Source organism: Lacicoccus kunmingensis DSM 17847 (genome assembly GCF_059568765.1).
Genome location: NZ_JCANUC010000021.1, coordinates 1 through 22,582, shown reverse-complemented (window position 1 = coordinate 22,582; position 22,582 = coordinate 1). Strand labels below are relative to the sequence as shown.

25 protein-coding genes, 1 pseudogene and 1 riboswitch are annotated in these 22,582 nt (G+C 38.8%); of the genes and pseudogenes, 8 read left to right on the top strand and 18 right to left on the bottom strand.

Features of this window, described 5'->3' with window-relative positions; all coding sequences use genetic code 11:
* Window positions 1-78 precede the first annotated feature (78 nt).
* The gene (locus BO48_RS14490) at window positions 79-246 is read left to right on the top strand and encodes a cysteine-rich KTR domain-containing protein (RefSeq protein ID WP_000336323.1); all 168 of its coding nucleotides are present in this window, start codon (window positions 79-81) and stop codon (window positions 244-246) included.
* Between the two features lie 59 nt (window positions 247-305).
* Here BO48_RS14490 and BO48_RS14485 read toward each other — a convergent pair whose 3' ends face one another.
* On the bottom strand, window positions 306-659 hold the full coding sequence (locus BO48_RS14485) for a helix-turn-helix transcriptional regulator (RefSeq protein WP_001227347.1): 354 nt from the start codon (window positions 657-659) through the stop codon (window positions 306-308).
* A 504-nt stretch (window positions 660-1,163) separates the two neighbouring features.
* Here BO48_RS14485 and BO48_RS14480 point away from each other — a divergent pair.
* From BO48_RS14480 to BO48_RS14465, 4 genes are all read left to right on the top strand, one after another.
* A complete protein-coding gene (locus BO48_RS14480) occupies window positions 1,164-1,586 on the top strand; it encodes a sigma-70 family RNA polymerase sigma factor (RefSeq protein WP_000804885.1) in 423 nt (140 codons plus the stop codon).
* Entirely contained in the window at window positions 1,583-1,813 is a 231-nt protein-coding gene (locus tag BO48_RS14475) for a helix-turn-helix domain-containing protein (RefSeq protein WP_000857133.1), read from the top strand. Before BO48_RS14480 ends, BO48_RS14475 begins: the two co-directional genes overlap by 4 nt.
* 460 nt (window positions 1,814-2,273) lie before the next feature.
* The gene (locus BO48_RS14470; RefSeq protein WP_000814511.1) at window positions 2,274-2,477 is read left to right on the top strand and encodes an excisionase; all 204 of its coding nucleotides are present in this window, start codon (window positions 2,274-2,276) and stop codon (window positions 2,475-2,477) included.
* Window positions 2,478-2,558: 81 nt separating this feature from the next.
* Window positions 2,559-3,776, top strand: a complete 1,218-nt coding sequence (locus BO48_RS14465) for a tyrosine-type recombinase/integrase (RefSeq protein WP_001291561.1) — start codon at window positions 2,559-2,561, stop codon at window positions 3,774-3,776.
* Between the two features lie 153 nt (window positions 3,777-3,929).
* On the opposite strand, the gene BO48_RS14460 is transcribed toward BO48_RS14465, so the two are convergent.
* From BO48_RS14460 to BO48_RS14425, 8 genes are all read right to left on the bottom strand, one after another.
* Window positions 3,930-4,166, bottom strand: a complete 237-nt coding sequence (locus BO48_RS14460) for a hypothetical protein (RefSeq protein WP_496368489.1) — start codon at window positions 4,164-4,166, stop codon at window positions 3,930-3,932.
* A gap of 257 nt (window positions 4,167-4,423) precedes the next feature.
* Window positions 4,424-5,290, bottom strand: a complete 867-nt coding sequence (locus BO48_RS14455) for an IS3 family transposase (RefSeq protein WP_496368494.1) — start codon at window positions 5,288-5,290, stop codon at window positions 4,424-4,426.
* Window positions 5,291-5,310: 20 nt separating this feature from the next.
* Complete coding sequence (locus BO48_RS14450; RefSeq protein WP_496368487.1) at window positions 5,311-5,982, bottom strand: helix-turn-helix domain-containing protein; 672 nt, start codon at window positions 5,980-5,982, stop codon at window positions 5,311-5,313.
* Between the two features lie 92 nt (window positions 5,983-6,074).
* The gene (locus BO48_RS14445; protein ID WP_496368485.1) at window positions 6,075-6,911 is read right to left on the bottom strand and encodes a MurR/RpiR family transcriptional regulator; all 837 of its coding nucleotides are present in this window, start codon (window positions 6,909-6,911) and stop codon (window positions 6,075-6,077) included.
* Window positions 6,912-7,036: 125 nt separating this feature from the next.
* Window positions 7,037-8,536 carry a glycoside hydrolase family 32 protein gene (locus BO48_RS14440; protein WP_496368483.1) on the bottom strand — a complete coding sequence of 500 codons (1,500 nt, stop codon included), beginning with the start codon at window positions 8,534-8,536 and terminating at the stop codon, window positions 7,037-7,039.
* 11 nt (window positions 8,537-8,547) lie between these two features.
* Window positions 8,548-9,309 (bottom strand): twin-arginine translocase subunit TatC, encoded by a 762-nt coding sequence (gene tatC / locus BO48_RS14435; protein ID WP_496368481.1) that lies wholly within the window; start codon window positions 9,307-9,309, stop codon window positions 8,548-8,550.
* A gap of 47 nt (window positions 9,310-9,356) precedes the next feature.
* Entirely contained in the window at window positions 9,357-9,587 is a 231-nt protein-coding gene (locus BO48_RS14430) for a twin-arginine translocase TatA/TatE family subunit (RefSeq protein ID WP_496368479.1), read from the bottom strand.
* Between the two features lie 16 nt (window positions 9,588-9,603).
* The gene (locus BO48_RS14425) at window positions 9,604-10,239 is read right to left on the bottom strand and encodes a redox-sensing transcriptional repressor Rex (RefSeq protein ID WP_496368492.1); all 636 of its coding nucleotides are present in this window, start codon (window positions 10,237-10,239) and stop codon (window positions 9,604-9,606) included.
* A 132-nt stretch (window positions 10,240-10,371) separates the two neighbouring features.
* Here BO48_RS14425 and BO48_RS14420 point away from each other — a divergent pair, with 132 nt between their 5' ends.
* Window positions 10,372-12,288: an ABC-F family ATP-binding cassette domain-containing protein gene (locus BO48_RS14420; protein ID WP_496368477.1), complete on the top strand. Its 1,917-nt coding sequence runs from the start codon at window positions 10,372-10,374 to the stop codon at window positions 12,286-12,288.
* Between the two features lie 387 nt (window positions 12,289-12,675).
* On the opposite strand, the gene BO48_RS14415 is transcribed toward BO48_RS14420, so the two are convergent.
* The 3 genes from BO48_RS14415 to BO48_RS14405 all read right to left on the bottom strand — a co-directional run bounded on the left by BO48_RS14415 (window position 12,676) and on the right by BO48_RS14405 (window position 15,125).
* Window positions 12,676-13,635, bottom strand: coding sequence for an ABC transporter permease (locus BO48_RS14415; RefSeq protein WP_496368475.1), 960 nt, complete (start codon window positions 13,633-13,635; stop codon window positions 12,676-12,678).
* Window positions 13,628-14,545 carry an ABC transporter ATP-binding protein gene (locus BO48_RS14410; protein ID WP_496368473.1) on the bottom strand — a complete coding sequence of 306 codons (918 nt, stop codon included), beginning with the start codon at window positions 14,543-14,545 and terminating at the stop codon, window positions 13,628-13,630. Before BO48_RS14410 ends, BO48_RS14415 begins: the two co-directional genes overlap by 8 nt.
* A gap of 394 nt (window positions 14,546-14,939) precedes the next feature.
* Complete coding sequence (locus tag BO48_RS14405; RefSeq protein ID WP_496368471.1) at window positions 14,940-15,125, bottom strand: hypothetical protein; 186 nt, start codon at window positions 15,123-15,125, stop codon at window positions 14,940-14,942.
* A gap of 159 nt (window positions 15,126-15,284) precedes the next feature.
* Here BO48_RS14405 and BO48_RS14400 point away from each other — a divergent pair, with 159 nt between their 5' ends.
* Entirely contained in the window at window positions 15,285-15,524 is a 240-nt protein-coding gene (locus BO48_RS14400; RefSeq protein ID WP_496368469.1) for a hypothetical protein, read from the top strand.
* A 60-nt stretch (window positions 15,525-15,584) separates the two neighbouring features.
* On the opposite strand, the pseudogene argS reads toward BO48_RS14400, so the two are convergent.
* Window positions 15,585-17,243: pseudogene (gene argS / locus BO48_RS14395) on the bottom strand (arginine--tRNA ligase).
* 347 nt (window positions 17,244-17,590) lie between these two features.
* On the opposite strand from argS, the gene BO48_RS14390 reads away from it, so the two are divergent.
* Complete coding sequence (locus tag BO48_RS14390; RefSeq protein WP_496368467.1) at window positions 17,591-18,157, top strand: GNAT family N-acetyltransferase; 567 nt, start codon at window positions 17,591-17,593, stop codon at window positions 18,155-18,157.
* A 21-nt stretch (window positions 18,158-18,178) separates the two neighbouring features.
* Here the strand turns inward: BO48_RS14390 and BO48_RS14385 are convergent, their stop codons facing one another.
* The 5 genes from BO48_RS14385 to tsaE all read right to left on the bottom strand — a co-directional run bounded on the left by BO48_RS14385 (window position 18,179) and on the right by tsaE (window position 22,443).
* Window positions 18,179-19,561: an LLM class flavin-dependent oxidoreductase gene (locus BO48_RS14385; RefSeq protein ID WP_496368465.1), complete on the bottom strand. Its 1,383-nt coding sequence runs from the start codon at window positions 19,559-19,561 to the stop codon at window positions 18,179-18,181.
* 102 nt (window positions 19,562-19,663) lie between these two features.
* Window positions 19,664-19,772, bottom strand: a riboswitch (SAM riboswitch).
* A gap of 135 nt (window positions 19,773-19,907) precedes the next feature.
* On the bottom strand, window positions 19,908-20,930 hold the full coding sequence (gene tsaD, locus BO48_RS14380; protein ID WP_496368463.1) for a tRNA (adenosine(37)-N6)-threonylcarbamoyltransferase complex transferase subunit TsaD: 1,023 nt from the start codon (window positions 20,928-20,930) through the stop codon (window positions 19,908-19,910).
* On the bottom strand, window positions 20,923-21,381 hold the full coding sequence (gene rimI / locus BO48_RS14375) for a ribosomal protein S18-alanine N-acetyltransferase (RefSeq protein WP_496368461.1): 459 nt from the start codon (window positions 21,379-21,381) through the stop codon (window positions 20,923-20,925). Before rimI ends, tsaD begins: the two co-directional genes overlap by 8 nt.
* Window positions 21,360-22,007, bottom strand: coding sequence for a tRNA (adenosine(37)-N6)-threonylcarbamoyltransferase complex dimerization subunit type 1 TsaB (tsaB, locus tag BO48_RS14370; protein ID WP_496368459.1), 648 nt, complete (start codon window positions 22,005-22,007; stop codon window positions 21,360-21,362). The genes rimI and tsaB overlap by 22 nt, the downstream gene beginning before the upstream one ends.
* A complete protein-coding gene (tsaE, locus tag BO48_RS14365; RefSeq protein WP_496368457.1) occupies window positions 21,988-22,443 on the bottom strand; it encodes a tRNA (adenosine(37)-N6)-threonylcarbamoyltransferase complex ATPase subunit type 1 TsaE in 456 nt (151 codons plus the stop codon). Before tsaE ends, tsaB begins: the two co-directional genes overlap by 20 nt.
* Between the last annotated feature and the right edge of the window lie 139 nt (window positions 22,444-22,582).

The following is a 22,582-nucleotide window of genomic DNA, read 5'->3' as shown; positions in this document are numbered from 1 at the left end:
TAAGATGAAATATTTTTTAATAAAGATTTGAATTAAAGTGTAAAGGAGGAGATAGTTATTATAAACTACAAGTGGATATTGTGTCCTGTATGTGGAAATAAAACACGATTAAAGATAAGGGAAGATACTGAATTAAAAAAATTCCCCCTCTATTGTCCGAAATGCAGACAAGAAAATTTAATTGAAATAAAGCAGTTCAAAGTAACTGTGATTACAGAGCCAGACGCAAAGACGCAGAGCCGATAAAATGAGATTAATACAATCTCATTTTATCGGCTCTTTCCGTTATGTATGGATTCTTTTAATTAGTCTTCGATGTTTCTTGCTTCGTTGATACCGCTGGCTAAAGATTCCATTAAGGATAGTTCTTTGTCTGTAAAGCTATCCATGTATTTCTCTATCTGTAATCGTCGGGTGCTTTTTACCAAGTTATTAGCAGGTAAGAAAAATTCATCAACGGAAACATGAAGTAACGATACAAGGTCATAAAGAACTTGTATGCTGGGGTGTTGCCCTTTATTTTCAATATTAGTTAAGTACCGTGGGTCAATTTCAATCAATGCTCCCACTTGTTCACGAGTTAAACCTCGTTTCAATCGAGCTTCTTTAATGGCTAAACCAAAGGCTCTAAAATCATATTTATCTTCTTTTTTACGCATAGTAGACCACCTCTATACATTTTATTGTTCCTACTGAATTAAAAACAGGTATAGAAAAACGTGTTATATGGTTTATAGGTTTATATTTAATAAAAAGCACTACTAAACGCCAATAAAAAAAACCGTTATATGGTAGTGCTATTTACGCTGTTAAAATATTGTATATTACTTCCAAATGGCGGTTTGTTGGAGGTCAACGTCGCCATGAAGTACATCATATACAATAAATTTCCTTACATTGGGTTCTTGTCAAAAAAAGTCGTCTATCTGCAATAGATAAGTACGTCCACCAATGTGGTTTTATAAATCATATAGATAGAATAACAGAAGCATGTAAACAGAGAAATAAATCTGTTTATATGCTTTTTTGGCTATTCAGAACTTTTTTACAAAGTTTATTTATCAGTAATGCAACAAATCCCCCTTTCACATTGGGACTAAGAGTGAAAGGAGATAAACGAGCAAGGCTCACTTCCTTTCCTAGACAGAAAGGGGGTGAGAAACATGAAACCATCTTCTTTTCAGACCACAATAGAAAATCAGTTTGACTATATCTGTAAACGTGCTATGGAAGACGAGCGAAAGAATTATATGCTTTATCTTTCAAGGATTGCAAAGCGTGAGGTGTCCTTTTCGGATGTTGGCGATTATCTTGTTAGCCAGTTTGCGACAACAGATAACTATTCAACTGACTTTCAGATTTTTACACTCAATGGGTTATCAGTAGGCGTTGAAAATGATTTGTTGAGTGAAGCATTACGTGAGTTGCCAGACAAGAAACGTGAAATTCTACTGCTGTTTTACTTTATGGACATGAGCGATTCAGAAATTGCAGACCTGTTGAAATTGAACCGTTCTACTGTCTATCGGCATAGAACCAGTGGACTAGCCTTAATTAAAAAGTTTATGGAGGAATTTGAAGAATGAAAACACAATATCCTATGATTCCCTTTCCTCTCATTGTAAAGGCAACAGATGGCGATACCGAAGCGATTAACCAGATTCTACATCATTACAGAGGGTACATAACGAAGCGTTCCCTACGACTTATGAAAGATGAATATGGCAATCAAAGTATGGTCGTTGATGAAGTCTTACGTGGAAGAATGGAAACCAGACTGATTACAAAGATTTTGTCATTTGAAATTAAGTAATATCCTCTCTCCTTTCGTGGAAGCGTGCTAAACCATTCCACGCTTCCCGAACAGGGAGGTTTGTTATTCCACCAAAGCATATTGAGCTTTCAATGTGTTTTGATAGGCTAACGAGCCATTGTTCTTTGAAAACTGAATAAAAGTAATCGAATACGTTTCGATAAGAAAAGAGCCAACGGAACTAACCGCCATGACCTATCTTATAAAGATAGCGAGCGATTCATGTTAGTGATCCGAGAAGCAATCTTTAGCAGGATTGCCTGCAACGACATTCTTATCGTGATAATGATACTCCCATACAGTCAATAGTCCGAGCGTGATAAAACCGTCGCAGGCAATGAGTATGGCTACATGAGAACCATGCAGGGGTGGAACTCCCGTGAGCTTTGCTAAAGCTGTTCGATTGCTGGTAAAACAACTTTTATGAAATCCAAATAAGTGATTTGGAAAGGAGGATTTTATGAAGCAGACTGACATTCCTATTTGGGAACGTTATACCCTAACCATTGAAGAAGCGTCAAAATATTTTCGTATTGGCGAAAACAAGCTACGACGCTTGGCAGAGGAAAATAAAAATGCAAATTGGCTGATTATGAATGGCAATCGTATTCAGATTAAACGAAAACAATTTGAAAAAATTATAGATACATTGGACGCAATCTAGCGTCGCCAAAGGGTCTTGTATATGATAAAATAGTATTAAGTCGTATCAAGGCTCTTTCCATAAAGGAAAGGAGCAAATGCCATGTCAGAAAAAAGACGTGACAATAAAGGTCGAATCTTAAAGACTGGAGAGAGCCAACGAAAAGACGGAAGATACTTATACAAATATATAGATTCATTTGGAGAACCGCAATTTGTTTACTCGTGGAAACTTGTGGCTACAGACCGAGTACCAGCAGGAAAGCGTGATTGTATCTCACTTAGAGAGAAAATCGCAGAGTTACAGAAAGACATTCATGATGGTATTGATGTTGTAGGAAAGAAAATGACACTCTGCCAGCTTTACGCAAAACAGAACGCTCAAAGACCAAAGGTTAGAAAAAACACTGAAACTGGACGCAAATATCTTATGGATATTTTGAAGAAAGACAAGTTAGGTGTAAGAAGTATTGACAGTATTAAGCCATCAGACGCTAAAGAATGGGCTATTAGAATGAGTGAAAATGGTTATGCTTATCAAACCATCAATAACTACAAACGTTCTTTAAAGGCTTCATTCTATATTGCTATACAAGATGATTGTGTTCGGAAGAATCCATTTGACTTTCAACTGAAAGCAGTTCTTGATGATGATACTGTCCCTAAGACCGTACTAACAGAAGAACAGGAAGAAAAACTGTTAGCCTTTGCAAAAGCTGATAAAACCTACAGCAAAAATTATGATGAAATTCTGATACTCTTAAAAACAGGTCTTCGTATTTCAGAGTTTGGTGGTTTGACACTTCCAGATTTAGATTTTGAGAATCGTCTTGTCAATATAGACCATCAGCTATTGAGAGATACTGAAATTGGGTACTACATTGAAACACCAAAGACCAAAAGTGGCGAACGTCAAGTTCCTATGGTTGAAGAAGCCTATCAAGCATTTAAGCGAGTGTTAGCGAATCGAAAGAATGATAAGCGTGTTGAGATTGATGGATATAGTGATTTCCTCTTTCTTAATAGAAAGAACTATCCAAAAGTGGCAAGTGATTACAACGGCATGATGAAAGGTCTTGTTAAGAAATACAATAAGTATAACGAGGATAAATTGCCACACATCACTCCACATAGTTTGCGACATACATTCTGTACCAACTATGCAAATGCAGGAATGAATCCAAAGGCATTACAGTACATTATGGGACATGCTAATATAGCCATGACGCTGAACTATTACGCACATGCAACATTCGATTCTGCAATGGCAGAAATGAAACGCTTGAATAAAGAGAAGCAACAGGAGCGTCTTGTTGCTTAGTAGTACAAATGAATTTACTACTTATTTACCACTTCTGACAGCTAAGACATGAGGAAATATGCAAAGAAACGTGAAGTATCTTCCTACAGTAAAAATACTCGAAAGCACATAGAATAAGGCTTTACGAGCATTTAAGAAAATATAAAAAGATAATTAGAAATTTATACTTTGTTTAAATATAAAAGTTTCATATGTTTCTTCAGTTGATTCATAAGTATCATTTTCGGATTCGTAAGTGCTCTCCTCAAATTCATCTCCTTCAGATTGTTCTTCCATATATTCTTCGGGGTCGTTTTCTTCTGTATTAGCAAGTGTATTATTTGTCATATTAAAAAGAGTTGATGAAATGAGTATGGATATTAGTGTGATTTTAATCGATTTTCTATTCATATCTATTCCTCCATACTGAAATATCTAAGCACAGTCTAAACTGATAAGATAAGTATATAAAAATTTCCAATCTCTATCTACAATTTTTGAAATATGTAACACAGCTTTAATACTAGTCATCAATTATTTCAATATTATTTCAAGCAATATAATTATGTAATATTTAAAACAAAAATAACCGGTCAAAACTGACTGTGACCTGGTATCACTAAAGTTTACAGTGAAATAAAAAAACTGAGATTCGAATCTCAGTTTTTTTATGCGGCAACACGCCGTAATTCGATGGGGGTCAGTCCATATAATACATCTTGTGGGCGTTCATTATTATAAAAATGGATGTACAAGCCTAAGTCATTGATGAGTTGATCATACGTCTGATACCCCTCAACTTTTCTTACTAAGTGATACCGTTCTGCTTTGAGTTTACCAAAAAAGGATTCCATTGGGCCATTATCAATACACTTTCCCGGACGAGACATACTTTGTGTCATACCATGGGCTTTCAAAATCGTTCTGAAACCATATGAAGTGAACTGGAAACCGCGGTCGCTGTGTACCATGGGTGAGGCGCCGGGATTGGCTGTCAGCGCGGCTTCGAATGTTTTGAATACCAGTTGGTTATTATTACTAAAGCTAAAATGATGGGCGACAACACTGTTATCAAACAAATCCAGGATAGCACACATAAAGACACGAGACCCATTCTTCAGTTTGTATTCGGTCACATCCGTCAGCCATTTCTCATTCTTGAATTCTGAGATGAACTGTCTGCCTAAACCGTTATCTGCTGTGAAGTCTCCAGATTTCTGAGTGCGTACGACCTTCTTTTTACGTGTGACGGATTGGATACCCATGAGCTGCATAATCCGTAGGATCCGTCTCGCACCATAGGATGTGTTCAAGTGACAATTGACTAAATTTCTCATCATTCGATAACCCGGGACACCATTATATTTAATATAAAGCTCAGCGATGCATTCTGCGATGCTTTCGTTTTCCACCTCGTATTGTGGTTTCTGGCGTTTCTGATATTGATAATAAGCTTGACGGCTGATGTTAGCGACTTCGCACAGATCAGAGATGGAATAGCCTGTCCTGTGCAGCGCTGTGATTGCTTCATGAATACGTTGACCCCGAACTCGGCTTACTTGCGTCTCCTCTCGAGTTCTTCCAACTTTTTTAAGAAGGCATTCTCAACCGCCATTTTCTTTCGTTTCCGACGTTCCACTTCCAATTCTCTTTTCAGTTTGTCCGTTTCTGTTAGTGCACTGTCGGGTTTACGACGGCCCCGTCGATCTTCCAACCCATACTGACCGGCCGCCTCATATTTCTTCACATATTGATAGGCTTGTTGATAGGTGACCTCAAACCGCTCGGACAGTTCACGGATACTGATATCATTTGACTCATAATATTGTGCAATATTTAATCGTTCTTCGTATGTGGTCTTTCTGGATTTCGTCATAGACGACGTCCCTCCAAAGGTAGACTTGATTTTCTTACCTTCAGTATACTCGAGAACCCATTTCTTGACTGTCTCTTTTCCTGGAATATTGTATTTTCTGGCGAGTGGTCTATAACCGATGTCTGTGTTCAGATATTCCTTAATGACTATTTCTTTAAAGTCAGTGGTATATGACTGATGACGCCTGCTGACTTTTAATGAATCCGGTCCCTTCTCTTGGTACATCAACAGCCACTCACTGATTGTATTGGTGTTAATATCAAAGCGCTGAGCTGTCGTTTTTATATCTCCATTCTTTAAATAATATTCAACGATCTGTATCTTCTCTTCAAAACTTCTATGTCGAGCCATAAAAAATCCTCCTAAGTTTTACAGATTTTTTATTTCATCTGTAAACTTAGGAGGTACCAGGTCACTGGTTCTTCATAATTTTTATTCAATATTTAATGGGTGGCATCATAAGTTTTTATAATATTATCATATGCTGAAGTTCCAAGCTCCCTGCACACATAGAAGAATAGAACATCACAGATTACCAGCTGTGCAATACGGCTTGTCATATTCATATACTGTATATTGGTCTCTTCTTCCGTAATTTCAATCGCCAGATCAGAATGTCTTTTCGCTATCGATGCATGGTTTTGTGTCAGTATGACCGTTTTAACACCAAGCGCTTTCGCTTTCTTCACCACTTCGATGACTTCCGCCGTTTTCCCTGAAAGTGTTATGACAAATAAAACATCATTTTCTGCCGCATTGGACAACCTTGTGAAACATAAATATTTATCTGCTGTAAAAAATGCATTCACATTTACACGGTGAAGTTTCTGTTCCATGTCCTGACCGACGTTTGCCGAGTCCCCGACACCGTATATAAATGTGTTGTCTGCCTGCAAGATCAAGTGCGCAGCTTCTTTCATTACATCACGGCTGACAATCTTTTCAGTGTTATAAAGGGCCTGAATCGTATTTTTAAACACTTTATCAAAAATATCTTTATGATTATCTCTCTCTAAATCTATCACTCTTGAAATATTTTCTTTTTCAAGCGTATGCAGTTCTTTAGCCAACTCGACTTTTAGTTCTTTTATACCTGCAAGGCCCACTCTTTTGGCAAATCTGACGATGGCGGCATCGCTCGTATTGCTGTTGATGGCGATATCCTTAACAGGCATATTAATAACTTTCCTAGGGTTTTCAAGAATAAATGTTGCTATACGTTGTTCAACTGGTGTCATGTATTCTTGCCTTTTACTAATCTGGCTCAGTACCGAGAACATATCATTTCCCCCAAACTTATTGATTCCCTACAAATACTATAAATATTTAGTTAATTATAACATGATTTCTTCATTTTTGATGATAAATTTAGCAAAATATTACTTAAATTTACAAATTAATGACCTTAATTTTGAGATATAATTTCGTCATGATCGAATGCTTTCAAATCATAGCGGATCAAGTTCACATAACACTGACCTGTCTCGGTGGATAACTCCACTCCCCTGGCGTCTTTTTCAGGGAATATTCTTGCACTCATGACCGCTTCACCATCGTTAATAAATATCTCCAGGCTTGAAACATCCATGAATATTTGAAGTTTATATAAAGGAGTATCCAAATGTACATGCCGCTCGCATTCCTCCACCCCTTCAGGCTGTTCACCGCTGAAAGAAGTATCAAGTTTGAACATACGCTCTTCGACATTATAAATCAGGCGCGTTTCATTCCTTTTACCCACCCGTAAGTTCAGGTAGATTTCACTCGCATTATAATCATTGAATTCTACGATCAATTCATAAGACTCTCCATAAAAATCTCTCATGCGTTTATTGTACTGTTTAAAATAACCGAGAGCAGTCACTTCATTTTCTCTTAAATTAATCATGTTAGGATGCGGCGTCTGTTTGAGCTTCTCACCTTCGACATTTAAAACTCTCGGAATGCTCAGACAGTTTTCATAATGAAAATTCTCCGTCGGATAGGAGGTCGTCGGCATGTGCAAGTTTCCGATAATCACCTGACGCTTTTCTGAATCAGTGAATACTTTTGGTGCATAAAAATCAAAACCGGCATCGAACTCCTTAAATTCACCATGAGTCATGGAGTAATGATCAAAATTCATATCTCCAATCAGATAACCTGCCTGAAAGTTATTTCTGAAATAATTGCCGTATCTGTCAACGCCCTGTGGGCAAAACACCAGAACATCCCTGCCGCCCGCAGAAAAATAATCAGGATACTCCCACAGCCAGCCGAACTCATCCAGCCCGGTCTGAAGAATGCCCTTGTACTCAAATTCAGAAACATTATCCGCTTCAAACACTGCAAGACAGCCATTCTCATTGTCAGACTCTGCTCCGATCAATAAAATATATTTACCGTTCGTCAATATCACTTTAGAATCTTTAAGCTGACTGAATTGCGCTTCAAAACCTTCAACCAGAGGGACAGTATGTTTAATCAATTTATAACGTTCGTCCAAATGGGCTATCAATTGTTTATATTTGAATGACCCTTGTGAAAGAGAACGCCCGATATAAAAGATATGTTCCCGTTCTTTTATATTTAATGAGGAACCCGAGGAAAGACCTTTATCATCAAACAGTGTATCAGGCTTTAATTTAACACCCTCATTAGTGAACGTTGAAAGATCTTTGGAAGTCACATGGTACCAATGCTGTTCTTCCTCTTCCAACACCGGCCTCCATGTGTAAAACAGATGGTATTTTTCACTGTTGTCGTCATAAAATACCGCAGCAGGCGCGTTGATTGAACCAAGCACACTTTCCACATGATATTTCTGGCGCCACGGGCTACTGTTAACATGTTCAATATACGAATTTAAATCGTTATGACTCATCGCTTCTAACGCTTTCAATTGAATATTTTCATGTCTATCCAACCCTCTACCCCCTAATCTTCATCCAAAGATTCTTCTATTGCTTTTTGTTCTGCTTTCAAATATCTCTTGTAACCATATTTAGAAATTACGATGCTGATTTCATAAAGCAGGATCATCGGAATCGTTAAAATTATATGTGTCATAAAGTCCGGCGGTGCGATAATAGCCGCAATGATGAATAATATGAAGTAAGCATATTTACGGTTCTGTTTTAGAAACATAGGTGTAATCATCCCCAGCTGTGTCAAAAAGAGAACCAAAATCGGCATCTGGAATATTACACCAAATGGCAGTACAATGCGGAACAAGAAGCCAAAGTACTGGTTAATTCCTATCGTCGTTTCTATTCCCATATTTGCCGATAAATCAAAAGTAAACTGTACAATGTAAGGTACGACAATGAAGTAGCTGAAAGCCATACCCGTCAACATCAATATCATCACTATAGGAATATAACTCAATGTTAGCTTTTGCTCATTACTGTACAGTCCCGGAGAAATAAAAGCCCATAGCTGATAGAGAATGACCGGTAAAATAATAACAAATGCGATGATTATAATCACCATTATGTAAATTTTAAGCGGATCTGCCACCTGAAAGGCGTGCATTTGGATATCCCCAGTCCAAGGTGCGTTCTGCATCTGATAAATTAAAGGTTGGGATAAAAAAAAGCCCACAATTAATGCAGCAAGAAAAAAATACATTACGATGAGCAATCGTTTTCTGAGCTCATCCAAATGCTCCATTATATCCTTTTTTTCTTCATCTTGCATAAGTTGATTCACCTCTTAAAAAAAGGTGGCTTTCGCCACCATTATTATTATGACTCTGATTCAATTTTCTTAGTTTCTTTCTTCTTTTCTTCTTCGTCCTCATCGTCTTCTGCCAAACCTTTAGTTGCATCTTTAAATTCTTTCAATGTGGAACCGATAGCCCGCCCGAACTGCGGGAGTTTCTTTGGTCCAAAAATGATTAATGCCACTACTGCGATTACGATTAAACTGACGGGACCGGTGACCATCAAAGTGGATGGTAATAAGAATGTATACATAATTATTTTCCCCTTTCTATAAATTCTTCATATAAAAGAATAATGCTTGTAACTCAACACCCAGGTCGATGTTATGTACATAAATCTTTTTGTCTAAATCCAATCTTGTCGGTGTGAAATTCAAAATGCCTTTAACGCCTGCATCGACAAGTCTTTCAGCCATTTCCTGACTCGCTGAAACCGGCAGGGTTAATATTGCAACTTCCACATTCCCCTCTTCAATTATTGATTCAAGTTCATCTGTGTGATGAATCGTGACATCATTAATCTTTGTGCCGATCAGTTTTTCATTGTTGTCGAGACCTGCGACTACATTCATTTTATCACTTAAATTATTGAATTTATAATTCAATAATGCACTGCCTAAATTTCCTACTCCCACTAGCACAATGTTTTTCTTGTCGGTACCCTGGATATGTTCCATAAAGAAATTCAATAAGCTTTTTACATTATAGCCATACCCTTTACGTCCAAGTTCTCCAAAATAAGAAAAATCTCTTCGGATTGTGGCTGAATCAATATCCAAAGCTTCACTTATCTCTTTTGATGATACTCTGTCAGTAGCTGCTTCTTCTACTTGTTTAAAATATCTATAATAAAGAGGTAGCCGCTTCATTGTTGCGTTTGGAATTTTCTTTTTTGTATTCACAATCATTTACACCTACCCATTGACTAATGACATTATTATAGCATAAATAGTGCATTCCTTCCTACTATTGCATGTGAATTACCATCGTTTTTTTCAGTATACTGTTGTAGACTATAAAGAAAGTGAGGGAAATTTATGATCGTAATGCAATTATCTAATTTAAAAAAATCATTTGTCACTGATCTGGTTTTCGATAAAGTCACTTTGGAAATCAAATCAGGTGAAAATATAGGTATCGTTGGCAAAAATGGTGCCGGCAAAACTACTCTGATGAAAATAATGGCCGGGGAAATGAGTTATGACAGCGGTAATCTTACGCAGCCCAAAGGAACATCCGTCGGTTATTTGACCCAACAGATGACTTTGGAGTCCAGTCTCACGGTACAAGAAGAGATGAGACGTCCATTCAAAAAAGTTTTAGCGTTGAAAGATGAAATGGATGAAGTCACTCTATGGCTTGAAAATAATGAATATACCCATGAGAAATACCAGGACTATGTGAACAAGCTGGAAAGACTTCAAAACGCTTTTGAAAATCAGGACGGCTATCATATAGATTCCAATATCAAAATGGTACTGACCGGATTGAGTTTTGATGTGAGCGATCTTGAGCGTCCAGTCGATGAATTTTCAGGCGGCCAGAAGACTCGTCTGTCACTTGCCCAGATGCTGCTCTCAAAGCCCGATCTGCTGCTTCTCGATGAGCCGACAAATCATCTGGACATGGATACGGTAGAATGGCTCGAACAGTATTTAAACAGCTTCCAGGGCGCTGTCGTCATCATCAGTCACGACAGATACTTCCTGGATAAAACCGTCGACAAAATATATGAAGTGGAACTTGGCACCGGTACACTCTATCACACCAATTATTCCAAGTATGTTGTGGAAAAAGAGAAACGATACCAGTTGACCATGAAGCAATATGAACGACAGCAAAAAGAAATTGCCAGACTGGAAAATTTTGTCGATAAAAATATCGCACGTGCCTCCACGAGCGGCATGGCAAAAGACAGACGGAAAAAACTCGAAATGATGGAACGCATCAACGCCCCGAAACAGGATCATAAAAATGCCAATTTCACTTTCAATATAAAGCGTGAAAGCGGTAATGATGTACTCAGAATCAATGACCTGTCAATCGGCTATGATGAGGTGCTTAACAACCATATCAACTTCAGTGTGGAAAAACGGGACAGGCTTGCGATACTCGGCCCCAACGGCATCGGTAAATCCACTCTCGTCAAAACCATCGCAAAGAAAATACAGAAAAAAGCCGGTGACATCGTTTACGGCACCAATGTTTCAATCGGATATTACGATCAGAAACAGGCCGAATTCACTTCCAGCAAAAATGTCCTTGAGGAGTTGTGGTCCGAGTACCCTGAGATGAAGGAAAGCGATGTCCGAAAAATATTAGGCCGGTTTTTATTTACACAGGATGAAGTGCTGAAAAGCGTCAATGATTTGAGCGGCGGTGAAAAAGCAAGGATTCAGCTGGCAAAGCTGATGCTTGAAAAAAATAATGTCCTTATACTCGATGAACCGACGAACCATCTGGACATCGACAGTAAGGAAGTCCTTGAAAATGCACTCGATGATTTTGAAGGCACCATCATATTCGTCTCTCATGACAGATATTTCGTCAACAGAATAGCAAACCGCATTTTGGAAATGGAAAAAGAGAACTTGTTTTTAGTTAATGGAGATTATGACTACTTCCTTCATAAAAAAGAGGAATTGAAATTAACACGGGAAACTGAAGTAAAAGAAACAGAGTCTGAAAATAAAGGTCATCTCAGCTATGAAGAACAGAAACGACAGCGTAATGAAATAGGCAAATTGAAAAAACAAGTTAAAACTCTTGAGCAGGAAATAACCGTTCTTGAACAAGATATAGAGAGTATAGAAAATCAGCTGCTGGATCCGGAAGTTTACAATGACTATACAAAATCCGCAGAACTCAATGATCAGCTGATAGACAGAAATGACAGATTGGAAACTGTTATGGAACAATGGGCAGAAAGCGAAGAGCTGTTATCAGAAACATAGAAGCGTTCGGTCAATGTACCGGACGTTTCTTTTTTAACCATATGTTCGGTGTATAACGTAATTTGTCAGAATTATACTTCATCACAAAGTTATGCACAGCCATGGTGTGATTAAATCAGTATTTTAACGACTTATCCACATTATCCACAAAGTTTTGCACAGTTATACACATTTAATTCCACAGATGTTGATGACTTATCCAAAATGAAACACAGTTTAATCCACAGGTTATCCACAGTCTGTGGATAAAACAAATGTTCCCTGTTGACAACGTTGAATGTATGTTTCATTCGATAGAGTTGAATGTATGTTCGCTTTATCAATTTACACATAATAAAAACGAAGATCAGAAATGATCTTCGTTTTCTTATAGTTGATTCAATTTTATCAAGCAACATCACGTTTAGTGAATACCATCCAAGCCGCTATGATGAATATAATCACATAAACTACAATAACACCTGTTGAAAATCCGATGGTCATCTCGTCACGGATCGGTCCGACGAGATTGAAGTATACAGATAGATCCGTATTGGCAAATAAAATGAATTTGGACCACTCATACCTCGCAAGTGCCTGGGCGGCTGTCGAACCTGCAAACATGAGGAACATCGCCAGACCGATGGCAAGTGCACTGCTTCTGAAAATACTCGAAATCATAAAGGCGAATGTGGCCAGTATAATAATATTCAGTGTTCTGAATCCATACATCATAAGTGCCTCCAGCACCAGTGCTGAAGTCGCCATACCGTCCGGACGTGTCACCACTATTTCAGGATTAACAGCGGGAAGGCCGTAAAATAATGCGCCAACTGCCACACCGATCAAAATAAGAAACAGTACAGTAAACAATGTGAATAAAAGAAGTGCAATATATTTAGACAGAAGAATCACACTTCTTGAAATCGGCCGGATCAGAAGCTGTTTGATGGTCCCCCATCTGAATTCATTCGCAACTATACCGCCGCCGACAATTATGGTGAACAGGCTGATCAGCGAAGTAAGAAACAGGTTGTCCATCGTAAAGTCTCCCGCATGGTAGCCGTACGGCCGGACATCATTCTCAATATGATATTCATTTTCTTCAATGATATCCATATTACTGGATTCTATGAAAGGATCATCCTCTGCTTCTTCAATTTCAGTCATCAGTGTTTCATTTTCTTCCTGAAGTTCTGTCTTCCAATCATCGGAATAAGTCTTATCAGTATTCACGAAATTAGAAGTGCTTGTAATGACAGCACTCACTATAATAATGCCGGCAAGAATGATATACATGATCCACGTGGATTTGAGCACAAATATCTTTCCCAGTTCGTTTATAATTAAGCTGAATAATTTATTCAATGATATTCTCTCCAATCATCTCGATAAATTGATCTTCAAGTGTCGACTGGAGCACATTTACCCCGTAGATCTCTATATCGTTCTGGACGAGCGTCGTCACAAGAAACGGAATGTTCTCTTTTATAGTTTTAATCTGTACTCCTCTTTCGGTATCCAAAATCTCTATTCCAGTCATTTTATGGAGGATATCAATAGACATCTCCATAGGATACACATCAAGATTGACGATGTACTCATTCGTTTCAGCTTTTTCATGCAGATCTTTAATCGCAATCAGCTCACCATTTTGAATGATACCGATACGGTCGCACATCAATTCAATTTCACTGAGCAGATGACTCGAAACAATGACAGATACATTATCTTCAACCGCAAGACGTCTGATGTATCTTCGAATTTCACGTATGCCGGTAGGATCCAGACCGTTCGTCGGCTCATCCAATATCAGTACAGATGGACTATGCAGGAGCGCCTGTGCTATGCCAAGGCGCTGTCGCATACCGAGCGAATACTTATTGACTTTCGTCTTGATTGCCTTCTCCAGACCAACCAGCTCAATCACTTCTTTTATACGTTCATTTGTCACTCCGTCGGACATCCTTGCGAAATGCTTCAGGTTCTGCAGACCGGTCATAAAGGGATACATTTCAGGGTTCTCCACTATCGCTCCGACTTCACCGATTGCTTTTGTATAGTCCTTTTTTATACTGTGGCCTTGTATGACCACATCACCTTTCGTTATGCTGAGCAGACCCACCATCATCCGTATTGTCGTCGTCTTGCCGGCACCGTTTGGTCCTATGAAACCAAAAACCTCTCCCGGCCTGATGTCAAAATCAAGATTTTTGATGATATGACTGCGTCCGATTTTCTTATGTAAATCAATAATTTTCATGGCAGCTTCAGACATATAATTCTCCCTTTGATTTTTATTTATATAAATGCAGATTCAAGTTTAACACAATACATGATGTAAATAATCCCTATCATAAATTTTATCGTTATCCAGGTAAATGGTTACGGTTCACCGATCCCCATTGCCAGCAGCAGGAATAATACAAAAACAAGAATCGTGCTGTTTCCAAGCAGACCTAAGAAAAACAAAATTAATTTCCTGGTAAGCCATAGAGATAATACAGCTGAAACGATTCCCCCGAGGGATAATATGCCAAAAACAATGATGAAGTAAGGTTCGGCATCAGGACCTCTCTGTGTGAAAAATATAATGACATTTATAATAATGGCCAGTATGGACAGTACTCCTAAAAAGTGACCGGTTTTATTTTTATTAATAAAATCCCTCCTTATAAGATAAACATCAATATGATTAAAACTGCCACTGCTTCAATCCCCAAAAGACCTTTAAGAAAGAGGTCTGCTTCCGAATGCCTGAACTTTCCGCCTTCTGAATTAAAAATAGATGACCGGTTCAATAACAATAGAAATGCAGTCAAGAAGATTAATGGAAATAATATTTTGAAATAAACCATGCAACCCCTCCGTACAAATCAGTTTAAATATAAATTTCATGATTTATTTGTCATTATACACTTTTCAGATTCAAAATAAATGTGATGAAAGATATTTGTTTAACTCCTTCCGGAGAATGGTAAAAGTAAGTATACAGTAATTCAAAGGAGCGTGTAATGATGACTGAAGAACATAAAGATCAAGTAGAAAAGATGAAAGACGAAGCACAAAGACAGGCTGAAGAAGGCCAGGAACAAAAAGCACAGATGGAAGAAAAAGCACAGGCCAAGAAACACGATTTCAAAGATGAAAAATCCAAGGCCGGCTCAAAACAAGAAGAAACCCAGGGCAAGGTCGATGATGCCGTAGAACAGGTGCAGAAAGAAAAAGGGAACAATCAATTTAATCAGTACAGATAAATTTATGAATTTAAAAAGGAGAAAGCCGGAATATGGTTTTCTCCTTTTATAATACAGGGACTACATACTGTCCACCGTTTCTATCCCGAGCATACTCATCGCTTGTTTAATATTACGGGATATCAACTGTAGCAGAATCAGTTTGGATTTTTCATTGTTACTTCTGATAATTCTTTCCTGACCATAATAAGTATTGAACAGTCTGCACAACTGCATGACATATCTGCATATTACCGAAGGTGAATAACGAATAGCCGCTTCTTCAAGAACTTCCTCATACTTTGCCATATGTTTTAAAATTGGCCACATATTTTCTTCGAATACAAATTCCTTATTATGGACAACCTGATTTTTACTTAATATTGACTGAATACGGGAATTGGTATAATTCACATAGGTTGCAGTTTCTCCGTCAAATTTCAGCATGTCTTCAATATTGAAATCATAGCTATTCATCCTATCATTCTTCAAATCATGAAACTTTATCGCCCCGATTGCAATTTTCCCTGCTACTTGTTCTTTATTTTCTAGATTGGGGTTCTTATTACTAATTACTTCGAGTGCTCTCTCTTTAACTTCTGCAATAATATCTTCCAATAAAACGACTTCACCTTTTCTCGTAGACATCTTTTTTCCATTTTTCAATATCATCCCGAAAGGAATATGCTCGATTTCAGTTTTGACATGCAATAGTTCTGCAAGTTGCGAAAGTTGCTCAAAATGAACTGATTGTTCCTGACCAACAACGTATAGTATTTTATCCGCTTCGTAATTTTCGGCTCTATAAAGCATGGCTGCTACATCACGAGTGATATAAAGTGATGCACCATCTCTCTTTTTAATCAATGCCGGCGGTATATTTTTAAGTCTTACTATGTAAGCACCATCATCAAATTCCAATAAATTTTTCTCTTTCAACAATTTGGCAGTCTCATCCAGCTGATCATTATAAAAAGATTCTCCCTGTGTATGGTTAAATGACACATTTAACTGATCGTACAACAATTGGAATGCATCCAGAGATACTTCTCTGAACCACTGCCATAGTTCTGTATATTCCGTATTACCAAGTTCAAGTTGATTAAATGCTTCTCTGGCTTCGTCATCAAGAATCGGATGTATTTCAGCTTCTTTATGAAAGTACGTATAAAGGTGGAAAAGTTCTTTTATGGGATTTGCTTCAACAGCATCCTTTTCTCCCCATTTAGTATACGCGACAATGAGTTTTCCAAACTGTGTGCCCCAGTCTCCCAGGTGATTAATCCCTGTTACTTCTGCACCATTCTACCCAAGTATTCTGGAAAGAGAATCTCCGAGTATCGTTGCCCGCAAATGCCCCATCGAAAAAGGTTTTGCTATATTCGGACTCGAGAAATCAATCACCAATTTCTCTCCGTTCAAATGATTGGTTTTTCCATAACGTTCTTTTTGAATTTCATCCATGATGATGATGCTGCCTTTTTGTTTATCTATGTGAAAATTCACAAAGCCGTTTATCACTTCGACTTTATCTAAGAGTTCACTTCGAATTTCGTCTTTGATACTCTCTGCTATCTCTTTTGGTGATTTCTTGTATATCTTCGACAATGTAAAAGCAGGGAATGAAAAGTCTCCAAAATTGTTCTTGGCAGGCACCTCTAGAATCTCTAAAATGGTTTCATATGTTAAATCTTCTTTTAAAATCTTATGTAAATCTTCAGCAATATACTTTTTGAACATTAAAATCCCTCCTATAAAATAAAAAAAACAATCCATCTCCTTAATAGAGGTGAATTGCTCACGGTACCACTCCAAATATACTCTCAATTGATAACGGTGTCGCCACCGATTGACTGTAATGCGGTTCATCTGTTTCAATTACCGGGCTCCCACCTTCTCCGGCTCGCTTACAATTTTCACAGACTACTCTTTTACCTGAATATGCAGTTGTGTATATTATATCTATTTTCAGATATTTTGCAATAATATTCACTATTATTTTAATCGTCCTTCATCTTTAATTTGTCATCTGTTCACTTTGTTATAATTGAAAGAAATTGATTGTGTTGAAGAAATGAGGGGTTTATTTGAACAGTTATAAAGTGTTGCTGGCAAAGCATAGCCGGCTGGAAACCGAGCGGTTGATTTTAAGACCAGTGACGTTAAAGGATACTGCAGATATGTATGAGTATGCTTCTGATGAAGAAACCACCTATTATGTTTTCGATCGTCATGCGTCACCGTCCGACACTGAAGAAGCGATAGTGAACTATTTTATAGAACAATCGCTTGGGAAATATGGCATTGAATTGAAGTCCTCCGGGAAGATGATAGGAACGATTGAACTGAGAAGAAAAACTGAAGATTCAAGAGCCATCATCGGCTATACTTTAAATAAAAAATATCACGGCAGAGGTTATATGACCGAAGCCGGAGCAGCCATACTAAAATTAGGGTTCGAGGTTCTCGGACTCGACTGTATTGCGGCCATGTACGATGAACGGAACACCGCATCAGGAAAAGTTTTGGAGCGGCTTGGCATGCAAAAGGAAGGTGTACTCAGACATGTACATAAGTGGAAGCAGGGAGAGTATTTTAATGATGTCTACTACTCCATATTAAAATCAGAATACCAAAGAAACAGCCCTGAATAAATTTTCAGGGCTGTTGTTTATTTAAACATTCACTTTTTTGGCTATTTCAACTTTCTTCGCCTGATGATTTTCTGGAATTCTTACCTTATCTTTGCCAAACAGGTTTTCACGTAAAGTTGACGCCTCATATTCTGTTCTGTAGCTGCCGCGTTCCTGAAGTACCGGAATCACATGTTCTATGAAGTCTTCGAAAGTTGCAGGGCTTGCTGCCTGAATGATATTAAAGCCGTCGGCATCGCCGATGTTCGCCATTGCTTCCAGTTCATCTGCAATCTGTTCAGGTGTACCGATCACCTTGCTTGCCCCGATACCGAGGCCGTGATGGAGCACTGCTTCTCTCACTGTCCATTTTCTGGTCGTACTTGCCGAGTATTTTTTGAGGAAACCGTGCGATGCTTCCGTATCTGCATCTTCCACATATTGATCGGGTTCATATTGGGAGAAATCTACACCCGTGTGCCCTGAAAGCATTGCTGCTGTCCCTTCATAACTGACATATGATAAAAGTTCTTCATACTTTTCCTGGGCTTCTTCTTCCGTACGTCCGACAATCGGTACGATTCCAGGAAAAATTTTTATATCTTCTGCATTTCTGCCGTTTTCCACTGCACGGCTCCTTATATCTGATGTAAATGCCTTCAATTCATCCAGGTCACTCGCCAGTGTCGTAAACAGCGCTTCAGCGTGTTTCGCAGCGAAAGCTTTGCCTTTCTCGGAAGCACCTGCCTGGAACAATACAGGGGTACGTTGTGGTGATGGCTCCACCAGATGTACACCCGGAACATTGAAGAATTCACCTTCATGTCTTATTGGATGGACTTTATCAGGATTCGAATAAACACCAGTCTCTTTATTCGCTTCTACTGCGTCTTCTTCCCAGCTGTGCTCCCATAATTTATAGACGACATCCATATACTCATCTGCACGGTCATATCTTGTATCATGTTTGATCTGACCTTCCATTCCTAAATTGACTGCCTCACTGTTCAAATACGATGTAACAATATTCCATGCCACACGTCCTTTGGTCAGATGGTCCAACGTAGAAAATTCACGGGCCAGTTTGTAAGGTTCTGTGTAAGTCGCAGAGTAAGTCGGTGCAAAACCGATATGCTTGGTAACAGCAGCCATTGCTGAAATTTGAAGCAATGGATTATGCAATGGCACCTGCACAGCATTTTTAATTGCAGCATCAGGGCTGTTTCCGTAAACATCATATACTCCGAGTACATCCGCTAAAAAGACAGCATCAAATTTTCCTTTTTCCAATAGCCTGGCAAGATCAGTCCAGTAATCGAGATCAGCATGACGACTGCCCTGGTCTTCCGGATGGCGCCATAATCCTGGTGAATGCGGTGCTACAGTATTTTGAGTGAAACCGTTCAGACGAATTTGTTTTTTCATAATTAATCTCTCCCTTTAGCATTAATCCACTTAATTCTTACTTAGACAGTAGGAATAGAAAAAGCCTCTTCCTGAGGAAGAGGCTTTTATGATAAACGCTCCTCCTCATCTTTCAAGCACATTGCTTGTTGGAATGGGCACCATCCACTCTTAAAAAGTGAGGTTGCCGCAGGATCATGGGACCAATTTCCTCCCCTGCTCTAGATAAGGACTTTATTCTGTTTTAAGTTAAATATCATACTATCAGGGTATGAATACGATGTCAAACATAATTTTTAGAAAAGTGGATTATTTCTGAAGAATGAGATTAAAAAAACCAGTCTACAGTGTAGACTGGGATAATATATTATTTGGCATACTCTTCTATATCGATAAAATTCCGTCCGTTCAGATCAAGCCCTGTAAAATGCTCTTTTAAATATAACTGATAAGCGGCAGCACCGATCATTGCAGCATTATCAGTACAGAACTTCAGTTCAGGGATGTGCAGATTGATACCCTGCATTCTGGTCAGCTGTTCAAATCTTGCTCTGAGTCCGCTGTTTGCAGCAACGCCCCCTGCGATGATCAATTCTTTTACTTTGTACTCTTCAACAGCTTGCATGGTTTTATTTGTCAATACATCCACCACACTGTGCTGGAATGAAGCTGGAACGTCTTTCTCGTTCACTTCCAGGCCTTTCTGCTTATGGTTGTGGAGAGAATTGATTACTGCAGATTTTAATCCGCTGAAACTGAAGTCATAACTGCCTGCTTCCAGGTATGCTCTTGGGAAGTTAAATGTATCCTGGCCTTCTTTGCTCAGTCGGTCTATATGTGGCCCCCCCGGATAAGGCAGACCGATGACCCGTGCCACCTTGTCGTAAGCTTCTCCGACAGCATCATCACGTGTTTCACCGATTACTTCAAAGCTCAGGTGATCTCTCATGTAGATCAGCTCTGTATGGCCGCCTGAAACAATCAGAGCCATCAGAGGGAATGTCAACTCTTCCTCCAGCTGATTCGCATAAATATGGCCCGCGATGTGATGCACTGGAATCAGCGGGAGGTCATGTGCGAAACTGAAAGCTTTTGCAGCATTGATACCGACTAAAAGTGCCCCGATTAATCCAGGTCCTTCCGTTACAGCGACAGCGTCCAGTTCTTCAGGTGTTAAGCCCGCCTGATCCAAAGCCTCTTCTATGACCGTTGTAATGGACTCAACATGGTGTCTGGAAGCCACTTCAGGCACAACACCGCCAAACCTTTTATGGCTGTCAATCTGGCTGACCACAATATTCGACAGCAGTTCATGTCCATTTCTCACGACACTGCATGCTGTCTCGTCACAACTCGTTTCTATACTTAATATTGTAATGTCTTTATTCATCCAACTTCACCCACATCACATGTGCATCCTCTCCGGGTCCATAATAATCTTTACGTATTCCTCCATAGGAAAACCCTTCTTTTTCATACAGACTTTTCGCTGCCTCGTTATCGATATTGACCTCAAGAGACAAAGTCTTGGTCGACTCTGCAGAATAATCCTTAACATACTTGAGTAAAGCATGCCCCAGGCCGAGGCCCCGCTGATCATCCCTTATTGCAATTGTTGTAATCTGACTCTGATCTAAAATCAGCCAAAGACCGCAGTAGCCGATGATTTCGGAGTCTTTTTCCATTACGAAATAATGGGCAAACCTGTTTACACCAAGCTCTCTTAAAAAAGCCTCCTTAGTCCACGATGTCTTTGTAAAAGAAGCTGTTTCTATCAGATGTACCGTATCAATATCTTCAATTGTCATTTCTCTTATATTTACTGATTCTTGTCCATCCAATTTCTTTCAGCCTCCGATACTCTTAAGTATTCAGGTACTAAACCATGAACATCTTCCTGTTTAAGCGCGCCGGTAAAACGCTCGACATTGGAAATTCTCGGTGTCAAATGAGAGAAATCATCCACATTTTTAAATTGCTCGCTCGTATTCCCATAAAAGTGGACGTCTTCATCTTTCATTATTTCTTTGATTTCATCGAATGACATGTGTCGAGGTACCTGAATCTCTTCAAAGTCATCTCCGTTAAATTTATAGGCTGCCGTAAAGACGTTACCCCTTCTTGCATCAAATATCGGCGCTACAATGCCTTGCTGATCGGATGAAGCTGCAAGAACAAATAGGGAGGACACAGAATACAACTCAGTTTTTAGACTGAATGCAAGCGTCTTTGCTACAGTTACACCAATTCTCACACCTGTATACGAACCAGGTCCGCGTGCAACGATAATACGGTCAATCTCACTTTTTTTCATCCCTGCATAATCAAACAGATTGCTGATATACACCATCAGCGTTTCTGAATGGGCTCTTTTCACGTTGGCATTAATCTCTGCTATGTGAATACCATCATCATTAATAGCCAGTGATATTACTTTGTTCGATGTATCAATCAAAAGAGATTTCATCCAATGCCTCCATAATTTCATCATTTAAATTCATATTTTCTATTTCAAACAGACGCCCGTTACCATCATGGGTAATTGTTATATTAATGACTTTCTCCGGTAAATATTCCTCAATGAAATCAGGCCACTCCACAATGACAATGCCATTACCGAAATATTCTTCAAATCCAAGATCTTCATCGCTGAATTCCAGACGGTAACAATCCATATGATGTACATTGAGTGATTTAACTTGATAACTTTTAATGATGTTGAAAGTCGGGGATGTCATACGTCGCCTGACACCGAGATATTCTCCAAGTGACTGAGTAAACGTCGTTTTACCGGCACCCAGGTCCCCTCGAAGTAATAGAACATCATTGTCTTTAATGTTATCAGCAAATGCTCCTGCTATCTGTCTGGTTTTTTCTATATTATCTGCTTTTATCTTTATCATATAATCACCTGTTTGAAATAAAAAATATTATAATCTCATTATACAAAAAAAGAGACCGCAAAGGGTCTCTAAAAGTTTGCCTGGCAGCGTCCTACTCTAACGGGACGTCAGTCCAACTACCATCGGCGCTGGAGAGCTT

What these genes read in the sequence shown, in the direction of transcription:
- tsaB (WP_496368459.1), bottom strand. Translation starts at nt 22,007, where the DNA reads ATGAAATCTCTTTTGATTGATACATCGAACAAAGTAATATCACTGGCT.
- tsaE (WP_496368457.1), bottom strand. Translation starts at nt 22,443, where the DNA reads ATGATAAAGATAAAAGCAGATAATATAGAAAAAACCAGACAGATAGCA.
- BO48_RS14480 (WP_000804885.1), top strand. Translation starts at nt 1,164, where the DNA reads ATGAAACCATCTTCTTTTCAGACCACAATAGAAAATCAGTTTGACTAT.
- BO48_RS14465 (WP_001291561.1), top strand. Translation starts at nt 2,559, where the DNA reads ATGTCAGAAAAAAGACGTGACAATAAAGGTCGAATCTTAAAGACTGGA.
- BO48_RS14405 (WP_496368471.1), bottom strand. Translation starts at nt 15,125, where the DNA reads ATGGTTTATTTCAAAATATTATTTCCATTAATCTTCTTGACTGCATTT.
- BO48_RS14485 (WP_001227347.1), bottom strand. Translation starts at nt 659, where the DNA reads ATGCGTAAAAAAGAAGATAAATATGATTTTAGAGCCTTTGGTTTAGCC.
- BO48_RS14470 (WP_000814511.1), top strand. Translation starts at nt 2,274, where the DNA reads ATGAAGCAGACTGACATTCCTATTTGGGAACGTTATACCCTAACCATT.
- BO48_RS14420 (WP_496368477.1), top strand. Translation starts at nt 10,372, where the DNA reads ATGATCGTAATGCAATTATCTAATTTAAAAAAATCATTTGTCACTGAT.
- BO48_RS14410 (WP_496368473.1), bottom strand. Translation starts at nt 14,545, where the DNA reads ATGTCTGAAGCTGCCATGAAAATTATTGATTTACATAAGAAAATCGGA.
- BO48_RS14450 (WP_496368487.1), bottom strand. Translation starts at nt 5,982, where the DNA reads ATGGCTCGACATAGAAGTTTTGAAGAGAAGATACAGATCGTTGAATAT.
- BO48_RS14460 (WP_496368489.1), bottom strand. Translation starts at nt 4,166, where the DNA reads ATGAATAGAAAATCGATTAAAATCACACTAATATCCATACTCATTTCA.
- tsaD (WP_496368463.1), bottom strand. Translation starts at nt 20,930, where the DNA reads ATGAATAAAGACATTACAATATTAAGTATAGAAACGAGTTGTGACGAG.
- BO48_RS14430 (WP_496368479.1), bottom strand. Translation starts at nt 9,587, where the DNA reads ATGTATACATTCTTATTACCATCCACTTTGATGGTCACCGGTCCCGTC.
- BO48_RS14445 (WP_496368485.1), bottom strand. Translation starts at nt 6,911, where the DNA reads ATGTTCTCGGTACTGAGCCAGATTAGTAAAAGGCAAGAATACATGACA.
- BO48_RS14400 (WP_496368469.1), top strand. Translation starts at nt 15,285, where the DNA reads ATGACTGAAGAACATAAAGATCAAGTAGAAAAGATGAAAGACGAAGCA.
- BO48_RS14475 (WP_000857133.1), top strand. Translation starts at nt 1,583, where the DNA reads ATGAAAACACAATATCCTATGATTCCCTTTCCTCTCATTGTAAAGGCA.
- tatC (WP_496368481.1), bottom strand. Translation starts at nt 9,309, where the DNA reads ATGCAAGATGAAGAAAAAAAGGATATAATGGAGCATTTGGATGAGCTC.
- BO48_RS14385 (WP_496368465.1), bottom strand. Translation starts at nt 19,561, where the DNA reads ATGAAAAAACAAATTCGTCTGAACGGTTTCACTCAAAATACTGTAGCA.